The 16608-nt window shown below is 36.9% G+C and carries 17 protein-coding genes; 14 read left to right on the top strand and 3 right to left on the bottom strand.

All coding sequences use genetic code 11. The features are described 5' to 3' along the window. The first annotated feature begins 470 nt into the window (after window positions 1-470). The 10 genes from UtA1_RS10150 (at window position 471) to UtA1_RS10195 (ending at window position 10384) form a co-directional block, all read left to right on the top strand. Window positions 471-1178 (top strand): CoA transferase subunit A, encoded by a 708-nt coding sequence (locus UtA1_RS10150; RefSeq protein ID WP_016839336.1) that lies wholly within the window; start codon window positions 471-473, stop codon window positions 1176-1178. A gap of 1 nt (window position 1179) precedes the next feature. Next, window positions 1180-1833 (top strand): CoA transferase subunit B, encoded by a 654-nt coding sequence (locus UtA1_RS10155; RefSeq protein WP_016839337.1) that lies wholly within the window; start codon window positions 1180-1182, stop codon window positions 1831-1833. Window positions 1834-1939: 106 nt separating this feature from the next. Continuing rightward, on the top strand, window positions 1940-2557 hold the full coding sequence (locus UtA1_RS10160; RefSeq protein ID WP_096550922.1) for a TetR/AcrR family transcriptional regulator: 618 nt from the start codon (window positions 1940-1942) through the stop codon (window positions 2555-2557). 54 nt (window positions 2558-2611) lie between these two features. Then, complete coding sequence (locus tag UtA1_RS10165; RefSeq protein WP_016839339.1) at window positions 2612-3754, top strand: acyl-CoA dehydrogenase; 1143 nt, start codon at window positions 2612-2614, stop codon at window positions 3752-3754. Between the two features lie 22 nt (window positions 3755-3776). Then, the gene (locus tag UtA1_RS10170) at window positions 3777-5414 is read left to right on the top strand and encodes an AMP-binding protein (RefSeq protein WP_096550923.1); all 1638 of its coding nucleotides are present in this window, start codon (window positions 3777-3779) and stop codon (window positions 5412-5414) included. Window positions 5415-5434: 20 nt separating this feature from the next. Beyond that, complete coding sequence (locus tag UtA1_RS10175) at window positions 5435-6790, top strand: acetyl-CoA carboxylase biotin carboxylase subunit (protein ID WP_096552488.1); 1356 nt, start codon at window positions 5435-5437, stop codon at window positions 6788-6790. Between the two features lie 101 nt (window positions 6791-6891). Next, window positions 6892-7104: an acetyl-CoA carboxylase biotin carboxyl carrier protein subunit gene (locus UtA1_RS10180; RefSeq protein WP_096550924.1), complete on the top strand. Its 213-nt coding sequence runs from the start codon at window positions 6892-6894 to the stop codon at window positions 7102-7104. Window positions 7105-7114: 10 nt separating this feature from the next. After that, complete coding sequence (locus tag UtA1_RS10185) at window positions 7115-8047, top strand: hydroxymethylglutaryl-CoA lyase (protein WP_016839343.1); 933 nt, start codon at window positions 7115-7117, stop codon at window positions 8045-8047. Then, window positions 8025-8807, top strand: coding sequence for an enoyl-CoA hydratase (locus UtA1_RS10190; protein WP_016839344.1), 783 nt, complete (start codon window positions 8025-8027; stop codon window positions 8805-8807). The genes UtA1_RS10185 and UtA1_RS10190 overlap by 23 nt, the downstream gene beginning before the upstream one ends. Before the next feature lie 38 nt (window positions 8808-8845). Further along, window positions 8846-10384 carry an acyl-CoA carboxylase subunit beta gene (locus UtA1_RS10195; RefSeq protein ID WP_096550925.1) on the top strand — a complete coding sequence of 513 codons (1539 nt, stop codon included), beginning with the start codon at window positions 8846-8848 and terminating at the stop codon, window positions 10382-10384. Window positions 10385-10765: 381 nt separating this feature from the next. Here the strand turns inward: UtA1_RS10195 and trhA are convergent, their stop codons facing one another. After that, complete coding sequence (trhA, locus tag UtA1_RS10200; RefSeq protein WP_016839346.1) at window positions 10766-11407, bottom strand: PAQR family membrane homeostasis protein TrhA; 642 nt, start codon at window positions 11405-11407, stop codon at window positions 10766-10768. 165 nt (window positions 11408-11572) lie between these two features. Between trhA and UtA1_RS10205 the strand changes: the two genes are divergently transcribed. From UtA1_RS10205 to msrB, 4 genes are all read left to right on the top strand, one after another. After that, window positions 11573-12415 carry a DegV family protein gene (locus UtA1_RS10205; RefSeq protein WP_096550926.1) on the top strand — a complete coding sequence of 281 codons (843 nt, stop codon included), beginning with the start codon at window positions 11573-11575 and terminating at the stop codon, window positions 12413-12415. Window positions 12416-12618: 203 nt separating this feature from the next. Next, window positions 12619-13197: a YpmS family protein gene (locus tag UtA1_RS10210; protein ID WP_096550927.1), complete on the top strand. Its 579-nt coding sequence runs from the start codon at window positions 12619-12621 to the stop codon at window positions 13195-13197. A gap of 11 nt (window positions 13198-13208) precedes the next feature. Beyond that, complete coding sequence (msrA, locus tag UtA1_RS10215) at window positions 13209-13742, top strand: peptide-methionine (S)-S-oxide reductase MsrA (protein ID WP_096550928.1); 534 nt, start codon at window positions 13209-13211, stop codon at window positions 13740-13742. After that, window positions 13735-14166: a peptide-methionine (R)-S-oxide reductase MsrB gene (gene msrB / locus UtA1_RS10220; RefSeq protein ID WP_096550929.1), complete on the top strand. Its 432-nt coding sequence runs from the start codon at window positions 13735-13737 to the stop codon at window positions 14164-14166. Before msrA ends, msrB begins: the two co-directional genes overlap by 8 nt. A 308-nt stretch (window positions 14167-14474) precedes the next feature. Here msrB and UtA1_RS17825 read toward each other — a convergent pair whose 3' ends face one another. Continuing rightward, window positions 14475-14606 (bottom strand): hypothetical protein, encoded by a 132-nt coding sequence (locus tag UtA1_RS17825; protein WP_269471044.1) that lies wholly within the window; start codon window positions 14604-14606, stop codon window positions 14475-14477. Between the two features lie 114 nt (window positions 14607-14720). Continuing rightward, window positions 14721-16517, bottom strand: coding sequence for a methyl-accepting chemotaxis protein (locus UtA1_RS10225; RefSeq protein WP_096550930.1), 1797 nt, complete (start codon window positions 16515-16517; stop codon window positions 14721-14723). Window positions 16518-16608: the final 91 nt, after the last annotated feature.

Genomic DNA, 16608 nt, shown 5'->3' on the forward strand with positions numbered 1-16608 from the left:
ACTTTTGAACATAATGTTTTCATCTGCTTATTTCATTCCCTCATTTTCAGGTGTAGTAATATACCAAATAGAAACACCTACAACTTCAATTTTTCCCATTTTTCTATTGCTCCTTTTGGAGTGATATTGTCGATTGAAAAGAGTGGATAAGAAATTTATTGAACAAAATGATTGAAAGAAATATAATAAAAACAATTGAAAACAATCTTAATTTTTTCAAAATTTTCTCCTTCGTGTTTTAATTTTCTTCTTTAGGGTATTAAGGAATTTGATTCATCCATGACGGTGATGGTATGATTTTCACTATTTCATCATACATCATCATTAGTTTTGGAATGGAAACGTTTTTCAGAATATTAATATAATAATTTATTTTTCTAATAAAAATTTAGTATAAAACTATTCTATTACACATATTTTTAAAATATAGATATATTTAGTTGCTAAAAAGATAAAGGAGGACTCACAACATGTCAAAAGTTTTTACATCTTTTGATGAAGCCATCCAAGACTTGAAAGATGGGGATACCATTATCGTTGGTGGATTTGGATTATGTGGCATCCCTGAAAAAGCGATAGAAGCCATTTTAAGAAAGGGAACAAAAAATTTAACGGTTGTCAGCAATAACTGTGGAGTAGATGATTGGGGACTTGGATTGCTGCTTGCTAATAAGCAAATCTCTAAAATCATCGCTTCCTATGTAGGGGAAAATAAAACCTTTGAACAACAATTTTTAAATGGGGAAATTGAAGTTGAATTAACACCTCAAGGTACACTAGCAGAAAGAATTCGTGCTGGAGGTGCCGGTATTCCAGCATTCTATACAGCAACAGGAGTTGGGACACCTATTGCAGAAGGAAAGCCAACAAAAGTATTTGATGGAAAAACGTATATCGAAGAAAGAGCAATCGTGGGTGATTTTGCATTTGTAAAAGCATGGAAAGGCGATAAATTAGGAAACTTAGTTTACCGGAAAACAGCAAGAAACTTTAATCCTTTAGCTGCAATGGCTGGAAAAATTACGATTGCAGAGGTAGAAGAACTGGTTGAAGTAGGGGAATTAGATCCTGATCAAATTCATACGCCTAGCGTCTACGTTCAACGTATTTTAGTTGGCGACCACTACGAAAAACGGATTGAAAGAAAGACAACGCGAAAAAAAGAGGAGGTTTATTAAGATGACTCTCACAACTAGAGAGAAAATTGTGAAACGCGCTGTGAAAGAAATAAAAGATGGCATGAATGTTAATCTTGGTATCGGTATGCCGACGCTTGTCGCCAATGAAATTCCAAGCGATTATCAAGTTTTATTACAATCTGAAAATGGTTTACTTGGTATTGGTCCATATCCGACAGAGGATGAAGTGGATCCGGATTTAATAAATGCAGGTAAAGAAACGGTAACTGCTGTAAAAGGCGCAGCATTTTTTGATAGTGCTGAATCCTTTGCCATGATTCGCGGTGGACATATTGATTTAGCGATTTTAGGTGGAATGGAAGTGTCTGAAAAGGGTGATTTGGCTAACTGGATGATTCCAGGAAAAATGGTAAAAGGAATGGGCGGTGCGATGGATTTAGTGCAAGGGGCGAAACGCGTCGTTGTAATCATGGAGCACTTGTCCAAAAAAGGAGAGCCAAAAGTACGAAAAGAATGTACTTTGCCGCTTACAGGTCAAGGTGTAGTGGACCGTTTAATTACGGAATTAGCTGTATTTGATTTCACGGAAGAAGGAATGGTTTTAATAGAAAAATCAAAGGACATTTCCTTGGAAGAATTAAAGAGCAAAACAGAAGCTGAATATAGCATTTCACCAAATCTTATAGAGTGGTAAAAAATTTTTTGTTGAAATTTATATGTTTTATGTCATGAAATTCTAAGAAAATAAATATATTTCTATTAGCGCTTGGTTCAAACGTGAAACCGAAAGGCGGAAAAAAATGAAAAAATCAGTTAAAGAACGAATTTTAGAAACTTCATTGCACTTATTTCAGGAACATGGTTATCACGGAGTCACGGTAGATAAAATCGTCTTAGAAGCGGGAACATCGAAAGGCGGATTTTATCACAATTATAAGTCAAAAGATGAGTTGCTATATGAAATCCATGATGTATTTATTTCCTATGTGATAGAAAAAGCGGAACTTTCCTACACGGAGAATAAAACGCCGATTTCTAGATTATCCGCCATACTGAATTCATTCATTAAAGTTTTTGACATGTATAAACCGTACATTACAGTTTTTTACGAAGAAAGCGCTTATCTAAATCATGAATTTAAACAAGTTATCAATGAAAAACGAGATCGCTATCGAAAGTTGCTTGAAAAGGTGATTGTTGAAGGCCAAGAAAGTGGAGATTTTCGAAATGAATTGCCAGCCAATATTGTAACAATGGCGATAATCGGCATGATCAATTGGACTTACAAATGGTTTAAGCAAGATGGACCAATGACTATGGAAGAAATTACAGCCATTTTCAAAGATTTAATCCTCCGCTCAATTGTCACAGAGCAAGGATTGGTTGAAGCTAAACAATTAAATCAATTAATAGAATAACCATAGGTCAAAAACAAACCGACTAGTCGGTTTTAAAAATAGGGGGAAATGTTCATGAATTTCGAATTAACAAAAGAACAATTAATGATTCAAGAAATGGTAAGAGATTTTGCAGAAAAAGAAATTAAACCGTATGCAAGAGAACATGATGAAAATTCCACATTCCCAATTGAAACATTTAAGAAAATGGGTGAACTTGGACTACTAGGTATTCCGTTCCCGGAAGAATACGGCGGTTCAGGAGGAGACACGATTTCTTACGCGATTGCGGTTGAAGAAATCGGAAAAGCTTGTGGCGGTACAGGACTAAGTTACGCTGCTGCCATCAGTTTGGGTGCATCTCCTATTTATTATTTCGGAACAGAAGAGCAAAAGCAAAAATGGCTTGTTCCAATGGCGAAAGGAGAAACACTTGGTTCCTTTGGTTTAACAGAACCAAATGCTGGATCTGACGCAGGTGGTACTCAAACGAAAGCTGAACTAGTTGGTGATGAATATATCATCAACGGTGAAAAGCAATGGATTACGAATGCTGGATACGCTAGACAAGTAATTGTAACAGCTGTAACAGGTAAAAGAGAAGATGGAAAGAAAATCATCACATCTCTTATTGTTCCTACTGATGCTCCTGGCGTAAAAATTCGTTGCGATTATGACAAAATGGGTGTTCGTGCATCTAACACTTGTGAGATTGTATTAGAAAATGTTCGTGTACCAAAAGAAAACGTGTTAGGTGATCCGAAACGAGGATTTAGCCAATTCTTACAAACATTAGATGGTGGACGAATTTCCATTGCAGCTCTTTCTGTAGGGATTGCTCAAGCCGCTTATGAAAAAGCGTTGAAATATGCAAAAGAAAGATATCAATTTGGCCAACCGATTTCTAAATTCCAAGCCATTCAGTTTAAATTAGCTGACATGGCAATGGAAATAGAATTAGCTCGCAACATGGTATATAAGGCAGCATGGTTGAAAGACAACAATAAACCATTTGGAAAGGAGGCAGCAATGGCAAAACTTTTCGCATCGGAAATGGGCTTTAGAGTATGTAACCAAGCGATTCAAATTCACGGTGGCTATGGTTACATGAAAGAATACGATGTGGAAAGACATTTACGTGACATTAAATTAATGGAAATTGGTGAAGGAACTTCTGAAGTTCAAAGATTAGTAATATCTAGATTAATAGGTTGCTAAAAAAATTTGAAGGAGGAACTGAATGGCTGATCTTGTTTATAAAACTATTGGTCAATTGTTGGAGGAGCAAGCGGAGAAATATCCTAATAAGGAGGCAGTTGTCTATTCAGACCGAGACTTACGATTAACGTATAAAGAATTTGATGCTTGGTCTGATCAAGTAGCGAAAGCACTCATGGCCCTTGGAATTGAAAAGGGTGATCATATCGCCGTTTGGACAACAAACGTACCAGAGTGGGTAGCATTACAATTTGCTACTGGCAAAATGGGTGCTCCGCTCGTAACGGTCAATACAAATTACCGAACTGCAGAACTTGAATATTTATTAAAGCAATCCGATTCCAAAACATTGATTTTAATCGAGCAATACAAAGATCACCGCTTTATTGATACGGTTTATGAAATCTGCCCTGAGTTGAAAACTTCCAAACCAGGCAAGTTGAATTCAAAACGTTTGCCGATGTTAAAAAATGTCATTATTATAAGCGAAAACCAATTCGACGGAGTATACAACTGGAGTGACGTCATTAAACTGGCAGATCAAGTGTCGGATGAAGAATTAGAACAAAGAAAAGCTTCTCTTCACTATGATGATGTCATTAATTTACAGTATACTTCCGGAACAACAGGATTCCCGAAAGGTGTTATGTTAACACATTACAATATCGTAAACAATGCCATTAATATTGCAGAAAGTATGAAGCTGACTAATGAAGATCGCCTATGTATTCCAGTTCCGTTCTTCCACTGTTTCGGATGCGTCATTGGAACATTGGCCATTGTAAGCGTTGGCGGTACGATGGTGCCGATTCAAGAATATAATCCAGTGGAAGTTTTAAAAACGGTGGAGAAAGAAAAATGTACTGCCTTACACGGTGTACCAACGATGTTTATTAGTGAATTGAATTTACCTAATTTTGATGAATTTGATTTATCATCACTACGTACAGGTGTAATGGCTGGTTCCAACTGTCCTGAAGAAGTAATGAAAGCTGTTATTCAAAAAATGAATATGAAAGATATTACGATTTGCTATGGACAGACTGAATCTTCACCAGTAATTACACAAACACGCGCAGACGATCCATTTGATTTAAAAGTGGGTACAGTAGGGCGAGCTTTACCGAATGTGGAAGTAAAAATCATTGATCCAACTACTGGTAAAGAAGTGCCGCCTAATACGCAAGGTGAACTTTGTACGCGTGGCTATCACGTGATGAAAGGTTACTATAATAATCCAGATGCCACAAAAGAAGCCATTGATGAAGATAACTGGCTTCACACAGGGGACCTTGCTACAATGGATGAAAACGGCTATGTGCGAATTACAGGCCGTTTGAAAGATATGATTATTCGCGGTGGAGAAAATATTTATCCTCGTGAAATTGAAGAGTTTTTATATAAAAATCCAAAAATTTATGACGTACAAATCGTTGGTGTGCCAGATGAAAAGTATGGAGAAGAAGTGGCTGCATTTATCATCTTAAAGAAAGGTGAAACAGCAACGGAAGATGAAATTCGCGAGTTTTGCAATGGAAAAATTTCTAAACATAAAATTCCTAGATATATCTTCTTCGTAGACCAATATCCAATGACAGCATCAGGAAAAATTCAAAAATATAAGTTGAGAGAACAATTTACTGCAAAACTTGTACACTAGTAGGAAGGAGAAGTATGCCGATGTTTAAGAAAATATTAATTGCAAACCGCGGAGAAATTGCTAGAAGAATTATTCGTACCTGCAAAAAATTGAATATTCGTACAGTAGCGGTCTATTCGGAGGCAGATCGTGAATCCCTATTCGTTCGAGAAGCCGACGAAGCGTATGAAATTGGTAAACCCCCTGTTTCTTTAAGTTATTTAAATATTGAAAAAATAATAGAAGTTGCTAAAAATGCAAATGTCGATGCGATTCATCCCGGTTATGGCTTACTTTCTGAAAATCCCAATTTTGCAAAACGATGTGAAGAAGAAGGCATTGTTTTTATCGGACCGAAACATGACGTAATCGCTGCAATGGGAAGTAAGTTAGAAGCAAGGATTAAAATGAAAGAAGCAGGGGTACCAATTATCGAAGGGGTAGACGTTGCTATTGAAAACGTAGAAGAAGCAGTCAAAATAGCAGATCAAATTGGCTATCCGTTAATGTTAAAAGCTTCTAGCGGCGGCGGTGGCATCGGCATGCAACGAATTAATAATAGCGATGAACTTTCAAAAGCCTTTGAAGGCAATAAAAAGCGAGCACAGTCTTATTTTGGTGACGGCACGATGTATATTGAAAAATACATTGAAAATCCTCACCACGTAGAAGTGCAAATTATCGCCGATGTACATGGAAATGTAGTACCGCTTTTTGAACGAGAATGTTCAATCCAACGTCGAAATCAAAAAGTGATTGAGGAAGCACCATCTCCAACAATTTCAGATGCAACGCGAGAAAAAATGTTAGAAGCAGCTGTTCAGGCAGCGAAGTATATTGGCTATACTAATGCTGGAACTTTTGAGTTTTTAGTAGATGACAAAGAAAATTTCTATTTCTTAGAAATGAATACTCGATTGCAAGTGGAACATCCTGTAACGGAAGAAATTACGGGAATTGACCTTGTAGAACAACAAATTCGGGTTGCAGAAGGGTTGCCGTTGGAGATTTCGAAAGATTCAATCAAGATGAAAGGACATGCGATTGAAGCGCGAATTTATGCCGAAGATCCAGTAACGTTTTATCCTTCACCGGGGACAATTACTTTACTGGAATTGCCTGAAGGGGAAGGAATTCGAAACGATTGTGCTGTTGAATCAGGATCAGCGGTTACGCCATTCTATGACCCGATGATTGGCAAATTGATTTGTTTCGGTGAGACGCGCGAAAAAGCATGTGAACGTTTAGTTGAAGCATTGAAACAATACAAACTAGAAGGAATTAAGACAAATATTCCAATGCTTATGAAAATTGCAAGTCACGAAGAATTTAGAAAAGGTAATATTACTACAAGTTTTGTAGATGAATATTATCTACCTGAATTTCAGGTTAAGTAAGTAAATTTAAGCTGTTCAATGATAATAGCTTTTCTTTCCATCATTGAACAGCTATTCAATATTTTTTCATTTCGTTAGTAATAATATTTGGAGGGATTATGATGACAGTAGTAAAAGCAAATATGGCAGGAACAGTTTGGAAAATTGTTGTATCTGAAGGGGAACAAGTACAAGAAGGACAAGATGTTGTAATTTTAGAATCAATGAAAATGGAAATTCCGATTGCTTCTGAAGCAGCAGGAGTTGTGAAAAAAATCTTTGTTCAAGAAGGCGATTTTATTAACATAGATGATGACATTTTAGAAATCGAATAGGGTGAAAAGGATGCATCTTCCAACGAAAGTGACAATTAAAGAAGTTGGTCCAAGAGATGGATTGCAAAATGAATCCAAGTTCATTGAGACACAAGACAAAGTGGATTGGATCAACTTATTAAGTAAAACAGGATTAGACTATATTGAAGTATCCTCCTTCGTTCATCCGAAGTGGATTCCACAATTAGCTGACAGTGAGCAAGTATTAAAGTCAATCAATCGAGAAAAGGGAGTAACGTATGCTGCCTTAGTTCCGAATATTCGCGGGCTTGAGAGGGCTTTAACTTGCAACGTAAATGAAGTCAGTGTGTTTATGTCCGCTAGTGAAGGCCATAATAAAAGCAATATTAATAAAACGATTGATGAGACGTTTCCTGTATTAAAAGAAGTTGTGGATGAAGCGTTAAAAGCAAATGTAAAAGTGCGCGGATACGTTTCAACGGTGATTGCTTGTCCTTATGATGGACCTGTTTCACCAGAACAGGTGTTAAAAGTAGTGGACCGATTAGCGGAAATGGGAGTTTATGAAATTTCATTAGGAGATACAATTGGCGTCGGGGTTCCAACGCAAGTGGAAAGTTTACTTTCTACATTATTAAAACACTTCCCATCAAATCTATTTGCCATGCATTTCCATGATACGAGAGGTACGGCTCTCGCAAATGTAGTGAAATCTTTAGAAATGGGTATTACGACATTCGATAGTTCAACTGGTGGGCTTGGTGGATGTCCATATGCAAAAGGAGCATCAGGAAATGTTTCCACTGAGGATTTATTATACATGCTTTCTGCCATGAACATCGAAACTGGCGTTAATCAAGAAGCACTGATCGAATCAGCATTTTTCATTGAAGAAAAAATTGGTAAGAAATTAGTTTCAAAGCAAATGGAAATTGCAAGAAATGAAAGGAGCGCTAACGTTGACAACGCTCGTACAGTTTAACGAAATCGAAAAGGGCATTGGTCTCATTACGTTAAATAGGCCAGAAGCAGCAAACGCGATGTCCATTCAATTATTGACGGACCTCAATGAATGTTTGGATGAGGTTGCTAAAAATCGAGAAATTCGTGTTGTATTAATTACCGGCAGTGGTGATAAAGCCTTTTGCGCTGGGGCAGACTTAAAAGAGCGCAAAAATATGAACGAACAACAAGTTCGTGAAACAGTAAGACTCATTGGCAGTACGGTCAATCGAGTAGAAGCTCTGCCACAACCAGTCATCGCTGTTTTAAACGGCGTTGCTTTCGGCGGCGGATTGGAATTAGCTCTAGCGTGCGATCTTCGCATTGCCAGCAGTGAGGCAAAAATGGGCTTAACGGAAGTTTCCTTAGGCATTATTCCAGGTGCTGGTGGTACGCAGCGTTTACCTCGTTTAATTGGTCTTGGAAAGGCGAAAGAATTAATTTATACAGCAAGAAGAATTACAGCAAGCGAAGCCCTTGAAATCAATCTCATCAACGAAGTCGTTGAAAAAGAAGATTTACTAAAAAGAGCGACAGAACTGGCTAGAGAAATTGCCAAAAATGCACCGTTATCACTTATTCAAGCAAAGATTGCCATTAATAAAGGGATTGAAGTCGATTTAACAACGGGATTAAAAATCGAAGAACTTGCATATAACGAGTTGCTATACACTGAAGACCGTATGGAAGGTTTAGTAGCATTCCAAGAAAAAAGACAACCTCAATATGTAGGAAGATAACTTAATTTACGCTTTCAGAGCCAAAGGAGGATTCATTCATGGGTGATACGGTAACAAAAAAATCCCACGCAGATTTAATAGAAGAAATTAAAAAAGGTGGACATGAGAAATACCATCAAAAAAATAAAGAGCAAGGGAAATTATTTGTACGCGATCGACTTAAATTGCTTTTTGATGAGGATGTATTAATTGAAGATGGCATATTTGCAAACGTAATGGCGGGAGATTTGCCGGCAGATGGAGTTGTAACTGGGATAGGCAAAATCCATGGACAAACAGTTTGTTTTATGGCCAATGATTCAACGGTAAAAGCAGGATCATGGGGTAAAAGAACAGTTGAAAAAATCTTGCGCATTCAAGAAACTGCTGAGAAACTAGCTTGTCCAATCATTTATTTAGTTGACTCTGCAGGAGCTCGTATTACTGACCAAGTGGAAATGTTCCCAGGAAGAAGAGGAGCGGGGCGCATTTTTTATAACCAAGTAAAGCTATCGGGTAAAGTACCTCAAGTATGTTTATTATTTGGTCCATCTGCAGCAGGTGGCGCCTACATTCCGGCATTCTGTGATGTGGTCATCATGGTGGATGGTAATGCATCCATGTATTTAGGTTCTCCTCGAATGGCTGAAATGGTAATTGGTGAGAAAGTAGATTTAGAAACAATGGGCGGAGCAAAAATGCATTGCTCTGTATCTGGTTGTGGAGACGTTCTTGCAAAGACGGAACAAGAAGCGATTGAATACGCAAGAAAATATTTAAGCTACTTCCCAAATAATTATCGCGAAAAACCTCCAGTACAAGCACCAAAATTGCCAGCTCAATTCGAAAAAACAATTGAGGAGATCATTCCAAAAAATCAAAACGTACCTTTCAATATGTATGATTTAATTGATCGAATCATTGATGAAGGTTCGTTCTGTGAAGTGAAAAAGCTGTTTGCAGCAGAACTCATTACTGGTTTTGCGCGGATTGATGGACAAGCGGTTGGAATTGTAGCGAACCAACCGAGAGTCAAAGGCGGAGTATTATTCCACGATTCTGCTGATAAAGCGGCTAAATTCATCAACCTATGTGATGCTTTCCATATTCCATTAATCTTCTTGGCGGACGTACCAGGATTTATGATTGGTACTCAAGTGGAAAGACAAGGAATCATTCGCCATGGAGCAAAAATGATTTTTGCGATGAGTGAAGCGACAGTTCCAAAAATTACAATCATTGTGAGAAAAGCATACGGTGCTGGATTATATGCAATGGCAGGTCCTGCTTTTGAACCTGATTGTGTGATTGCATTAACAACAGCGCAAATTGCAGTTATGGGACCTGAAGCGGCAGTGAATGCGGTTTATGCGAATAAGATAGCTCAACTGCCAAAAGAAGAACAACAAGCATTTATTGAAGAAAAACGAAATGAATATCGTGAAGAAATCGACATTTATAAGTTAGCTTCAGAATTAATCGTGGACGATGTCATCGAGCCAAATGAGTTGCGTCAAGTGTTGACTGCAAGACTTCATGCTTATTCTTCAAAATATCTCGTATTCTCAGAGCGTAAACATGGAGTAAGTCCAGTTTGATAATGGAATAAAGTGCGAACTATTTCGCACTTTTTTCTTTTTGAAGAATGGCCATTATTTGACTATTTTCCATTAAAGTTTGGAATGCACTTTCTTTAAGTTAAATGGCAATTAAAAGGATTCATTTGGCCAATATCTGATTTAAAATGACTATTATCGAGACGACTTTGACTAATATCTGCTTCATAACCATCGCATTTTTAATGGTTGGCTATTAAATGGATCTATTTGGCTAATATCTGTTTTGAATTGACTATTATCATAGCGGATTTGGTTAATATCTGTTCATTGCAGTCTCATTTTAGTGAATTTGCTATTAGATGGATTCATTTGACGGATATCTCATTTGAATTGACTATTATCCGCCTCATCATCTTTTTGTTACAAATAAACCGCCACACAAACCACCATACACGTACATCCTGCGATGACAAATAAATGCCAAATTGCGTGATTATAAGGAAGTTTTCTCCAAGCATAAAAAATGGAACCTATTGTGAAAAACAATCCTCCGGCAAGAAGTACAATAAAACCTTCTAACTGTAAAAATGCATAGAGCGGTTTAATAGCAAACATAATAAGCCATCCCATTGCCAAATATAATATTAAAGAAAAAGTTTCAAATTGGTGAATAAACAAGCATTTAAACACAATTCCAAACAAGGCAATGGACCAAATAATACATAATAGTACAAGTCCAAGTGTTCCGTTTACAGCAATCAACAAAAACGGAGTATACGTTCCTGCAATTAATACATAGATCGAGGAATGATCGAGAATGGAGAAAAACTTTTTATATTTTTCCGGCATGCTATGTAATAAAGTGGACATACAAAATAACACAATTAACGATGCACCAAAGACGGAGTAGGAAATAATTTGTACGACGCTTTCATTATGCACAGCCAATAATATTAACAAAACACAAGCAGGAATACTTAAAAGTAATCCAATTCCGTGAGTGATGGCATTCCAAAATTCTTCTTTCCAATTTTTGTAATCAATTTGATGGATATTGTTCATCTTATCACTCTCCTAATAATGAATAGGTTACATGAATACATTTCAATACAACACTATCATTTGTCACATATTTCAAATACCCATGAAAGTTATGACAGTTGTCATCTTTACAACCGGGATCATCACTTTATATAATAATTCAAATTAGCTAGAGGAAGTGTGCAAGTGGGAAAGATTCATATTGTGACGGATTCATCAAGTGATATTTCAAAAGAAGAGGCGTTAGAAAAAGATATCCATATTGTTCCTCTGACGGTGCACATTGATGGAAAAACATACGTTGATGGGGTGGAGATTCATCCTGAACCATTTTTAGACATGATGGATCAAGCAAAGGAATTACCGAAAAGTTCACAGCCAGCGCCAGGCCAATTTGCAGAGATTTATGAAAAATTAGGAAAAGATGGCGATGAAATCATTTCAATACACGTTGCTGGCAATTTAAGCGGCACATTAAGCTCAGCTCAACAAGGAGCACAAATCGCCAATGCAAAGGTAACCATATTTGATTCACAATTCATCGCCTCTGCATTAGCAATCCAAGTGCGGGAAGCGGTGCGGATGAGAGAAGTTGGAGCTTCTGTCCATGACATCATCGAAAGGTTGAAAGAAGTTCGCGCCAATACTAAAATGTATATTTATTTAGATACGCTAACGAATCTAGTCAAAGGTGGCCGAATAGGGAAGGGAAAAGCGCTATTAGGCTCATTATTGAACATTAAACCTATTGCTATACTAGAACAAGGTGAGTATCTACCTGTTGCCAAAGTAAGAAGTTATAGTCAAGTGGTAAAATATATGTTTAAAGAGTATACAAAACATATCACAGGGAAACAGGTAAAATCGATCTGCATCTCTCATGCAGGTGGGATGGAAAATGTAGGAGCACCGTTAAAAGAACTGATTGAACAATCGGGATTTTGTGATATTGAAGTAACGGTTACGTCTCCAATCGTTAGTGCTCACGTCGGTCGAGGAGCCATTGCATTAGTGTTTTTTGCAGAATAACTAAATATTGGAATCGAAGTGTCAACAACCTGTCGAAGGGAGTAGACACTTTTTTTATGTTTACAAGCGTATTCTTTTATTAAATTTTCCAATCAACTTATAATAAAGATTACAAATGCATGTATATTTAATAGAGTATGATGCATACTAAAAGATTAGTGCTGATAGAATCATTTGTAAGATTGAATAGGAGTGTCAGATAAATGAATGTTTGGAAAGTCGCCTTTTTTATTTTATCAGGTTCCATTGTATTATTATTGGCATTCGTTATTTACTGGGCGACTTCATCTGTGGAAACAGCAATTCCTTCCCCTAAAGAAACGTCTCTAAAACCTACAGATAGTGTCATTTATGTTGAAACGACAGCGGAAGATTTTGAAAAAATGGCCATTAAATATTTAGCGCAAGAATTAAAAAATTCGTCATTACCGGTGGATTTAGAGATAAATGATGCTATTCAGATTTCCAGTGAGATTATTGCATTTGGGATTACTGTACCTGTTTCCATGAAATTCGATCCAGTTGTCAATGAACATGGCAATATTCATTTAGTTCAATCAGAAGTGAATGTAGGGAGTTTAAATCTCCCTTCTTCGATGGTATTGAAGTTAATGAATGAAGCCATTGATTTTCCTGAATGGATGATTATACGACCTGATTCACAAGAAATATTTGTGGATTTATCAAACTTATCGCTATCTTCTGGTGCAAGGGTGAAAGCAAAAGAAATTGATTTGAAAAATAATCGAATACTATTAGAAATCGTGATTCCAAATGAATAGGAGTGAACAAAATGCCAACGGAACTAGCCACATTTGCTGGAGGATGCTTTTGGTGTTTAGTCAAGCCATTTGATCAACTAAAAGGGATTGAAAAAGTTGTATCGGGATATACAGGGGGCCATGTGGTAAATCCCACATACCAACAAGTTTGTTCCGGGACAACGGGTCATGTAGAAGCAATACAAATTACCTTTGATCCAGCAGTTTTTCCATATGAAAAATTAGTGGAGATTTATTGGACATTAATTGATCCGACTGATCCGGGAGGACAATTTTTTGATCGTGGGGAGTCTTATACAACGGCTATTTTTTATCATAATGAAGAGCAGCGAAAAATTGCAGAACAATCTAAAAAGCGTCTAGAAGAGTCGGGAAAGTTTGATAAACCGATTGTCGTAAAAATTCTTCCAGCAAAACCATTTTATCCAGCTGAAGAATATCATCAAGATTATTACAAGAAAAACCCGCAACATTATGAACGGTATTTTATCGGATCTGGTAGAGCTCAATTTATTAAACAACATTGGGGGGATATGAATGAATAAAGAAGAACGATTAAAACAGTTAACACCAATGCAATATTATGTGACGCAACAAAATGGTACAGAACCGCCTTATCAAAATGAATATGACCAACATTTTGAAGAAGGTATTTATGTGGATATCGTATCAGGCAAGCCGCTTTTTAGTTCCAAAGATAAGTTTGATGCAGGTTGCGGTTGGCCAAGTTTTGCAAAACCTATTGATGCGAGTGAAATCGTTGAGAAATTGGATTTGTCCCACGGTATGCGCCGCATCGAAGTTCGCAGCAAAACGGCAGATTCTCATTTAGGTCATGTATTTCCTGATGGGCCGAGAGCGTTAGGTGGGCTTCGTTATTGCATCAACTCTGCCGCTTTGCGTTTTATTCCAAAAGAGAAATTGGAAGAAGAGGGCTACGGAGAGTTTTTGAAGTTATTTGAGGAATAAACATGTACTTATTAGAAAATGGGGGCGTCTGAAAAAAGTCATTTTGAGACGCCCCCTTTGCGGCTGTCGCTATCGCTTTCGCCGCAGATAAATTGCGGCTGTCGCTATCGCTTTCGCCGCAGATAAATTGCGGCTGTCGCAAATGCTTAGCCGCAGATAAATTGCGGCGAGGAGGCGCGTTTGATGTAACCACCGCATTAGCAAAGTTTTTTAAGAGAATATTACTAGTAAGAAGTAAGGCTGTTCAGAAAGTGTTCGACTTTCTGGACAGCCCTACTTTTTTGACATCATTTAGAAAGAAGATGCCTTTACGGATACTCTTTAAGCGTATCTTTGAACATTGATCTTCCGGATTTCAATTTATCAACCGTTACATGAACATCAATCGAATCTTCACTCAAAGGAATGCGCCCATCTTTTTCTGTATTCTTCCATAACATCAGTTTTTTCTATAAAGAATTATCTCTATCTATGAAAAGTCTAACCAAAAATAAAAAAAATTCGCTATCTACATGGTAAATAGCGAATTTTTTTATTTTTGTTAAAAGTCCCTATTATATTTTAAACTCGCTAACTAGATTTCTTAAATCATCTGCCTGTTTTGCAAGTTCTACTGCACTGGCATTGATTTCCTCCATTGCAGCGGAACCTTGCATCGCAGCATGTGCCGATCTTTCCGTTGCAAGGCTTGTGTTTTGACTGAGAGCATTGACTTCTTGGAAAGATGTTGTCAAGTCATTGACAATTTTTAAAGTAGAACTAATCTTTTCAACCATCGAAATAATAATATGTGTTGTCTTATTTGTTTGAGATAGGATGCCATTTAATACTTCATTTGTTTCATTCGTTACTTCCACACCGCGAGAAATGGATTCTACGCCTTTTGCATTTTGCATGACAATCGTATTAATTTCATCTTGAATAGAATGAACAATTTTTGCCACTTCTTTTGCTGCTTCTTGCGATTGGATGGCGAGTTTCTTCACTTCATTACTTACTACTGCAAAACCTTTTCCATGTTCTCCAGCACGAGCAGCTTCAATTGCTGCATTTAAAGCAAGCAAATCTGTTTGTTCTGCAATAGCTGTTATCGTTGAGATGATGGATGTAATATCTTTTGATTTTTGTCCTAGGGCTTCAACTGTTGAAGTAGTGTTTTTCATCGTGTCTTCAATGAAATGAATGACATTTGTCGAATCTTTTACTGATTGGCTGCCGTTTTGAGCAGCTGATTGCATTTCTTTTGCTGCTTTTTGAACTTCATATGCTTCATCATTTAATTCAACCATTGACTGTTCAAGTGCTTTCATTTTTAATGCAGCTTCATTCATTCGTTCGATTGTCGAGCTGGAATCATTTGCAATATCATGGGTAGAACTTGCAATTTCATCAATTGATTTTGCATTTTCTTCTGCTAATGCCATTAATTCTTGAGAACTAGATGAAACATGCTCAGCTAAGCTGGCCACTTTTTTTACTAATTTTGAAATTGATTCGATTAACAAGTTTGTGGAGTGGGCAATTTCAGCAAATTCATCTTTTGTCGCTACTTTCACCCGTCTCGTTAAATCTCCTCCAGCATGGGCGATATCAAGAATGGAATGATTAATTTTCGCTGTATTGATTCGAATAGAACGGAATAACAGATAACTAAAGAAAACAGCGATAAACAATGAAAATGATGATAGACAGATGAAGGCGATGCGCGAGAATTTTGCAAATTTTTCGATTTCTTTGATCGTTTTTTCGTTTTTGTCTTCTAATAAATGCAACAACTCATCAGCATGTTTTTCGATATTATTTTTAATGGCAGGTCCTTCACTTCTTTCCATTAAACGAACGGCTTGTTCATAACTGTAATATTGTCTTGTTTCAATAATTCCTGTAGATGCGTACAAATATGAGCGAAAAAATTGTTGAATGTAACTGACAAGCTGGAATTCTTCCGGGCGATGTTCAAAGTTTTTGCTAAGTTCGTTGAGTTGATTTTCAATTAATTGCTTTGTTGTATTATATTTATTTAAGTTTCCTTCATCCCCGTAAATGAGAAACGCTTGTTCAAAAATCGTCAAATTCGCAATGTCATTTGCTAATTGATTGATTTCCCTTTGTTCCTTTAAGTTTACTTCTGCAAAATGATTTAAGTTTTGTTGTAGTCTAGTTATGTTAATATAGGATAGAATAAGCATGATAACGATAATTGTAATGAGTATTGCATAGGTCAGTACAATTCGACCACGAATTGTGTGATAGAAACGGCCTTTCGTAGGACTTTTCGTTTGGTGTTTTTTCCCTTTTGCTTGAACTTTTTTTGTGGATTGATTATTCATTTTCTGTACTTTTACGGTCATTTTTGTAAACATCCCCTTTAAAAAATGCTGTTTCCATGTATTGCTATCTTCAAATCTATTCTACTATAAAATGTTAAAAAGTCCTACATAA

It is taken from the genome of Ureibacillus thermosphaericus (assembly GCF_002370195.2).
GTDB classification, from domain to species: Bacteria; Bacillota; Bacilli; order Bacillales_A; family Planococcaceae; genus Ureibacillus; species Ureibacillus thermosphaericus.

Bases quoted from the DNA above. Each gene is read 5' to 3' on its own strand.
- UtA1_RS10155 (WP_016839337.1), top strand. From the start codon at position 1,180: ATGACTCTCACAACTAGAGAGAAAATTGTGAAACGCGCTGTGAAAGAA.
- UtA1_RS10185 (WP_016839343.1), top strand. From the start codon at position 7,115: ATGCATCTTCCAACGAAAGTGACAATTAAAGAAGTTGGTCCAAGAGAT.
- UtA1_RS17825 (WP_269471044.1), bottom strand. From the start codon at position 14,606: ATGTTATGGAAGAATACAGAAAAAGATGGGCGCATTCCTTTGAGTGAA.
- UtA1_RS10210 (WP_096550927.1), top strand. From the start codon at position 12,619: ATGAATGTTTGGAAAGTCGCCTTTTTTATTTTATCAGGTTCCATTGTA.
- msrA (WP_096550928.1), top strand. From the start codon at position 13,209: ATGCCAACGGAACTAGCCACATTTGCTGGAGGATGCTTTTGGTGTTTA.
- UtA1_RS10225 (WP_096550930.1), bottom strand. From the start codon at position 16,517: ATGACCGTAAAAGTACAGAAAATGAATAATCAATCCACAAAAAAAGTT.
- msrB (WP_096550929.1), top strand. From the start codon at position 13,735: ATGAATAAAGAAGAACGATTAAAACAGTTAACACCAATGCAATATTAT.
- UtA1_RS10160 (WP_096550922.1), top strand. From the start codon at position 1,940: ATGAAAAAATCAGTTAAAGAACGAATTTTAGAAACTTCATTGCACTTA.
- UtA1_RS10195 (WP_096550925.1), top strand. From the start codon at position 8,846: ATGGGTGATACGGTAACAAAAAAATCCCACGCAGATTTAATAGAAGAA.
- UtA1_RS10170 (WP_096550923.1), top strand. From the start codon at position 3,777: ATGGCTGATCTTGTTTATAAAACTATTGGTCAATTGTTGGAGGAGCAA.
- UtA1_RS10150 (WP_016839336.1), top strand. From the start codon at position 471: ATGTCAAAAGTTTTTACATCTTTTGATGAAGCCATCCAAGACTTGAAA.
- UtA1_RS10180 (WP_096550924.1), top strand. From the start codon at position 6,892: ATGACAGTAGTAAAAGCAAATATGGCAGGAACAGTTTGGAAAATTGTT.
- trhA (WP_016839346.1), bottom strand. From the start codon at position 11,407: ATGAACAATATCCATCAAATTGATTACAAAAATTGGAAAGAAGAATTT.
- UtA1_RS10175 (WP_096552488.1), top strand. From the start codon at position 5,435: ATGTTTAAGAAAATATTAATTGCAAACCGCGGAGAAATTGCTAGAAGA.
- UtA1_RS10165 (WP_016839339.1), top strand. From the start codon at position 2,612: ATGAATTTCGAATTAACAAAAGAACAATTAATGATTCAAGAAATGGTA.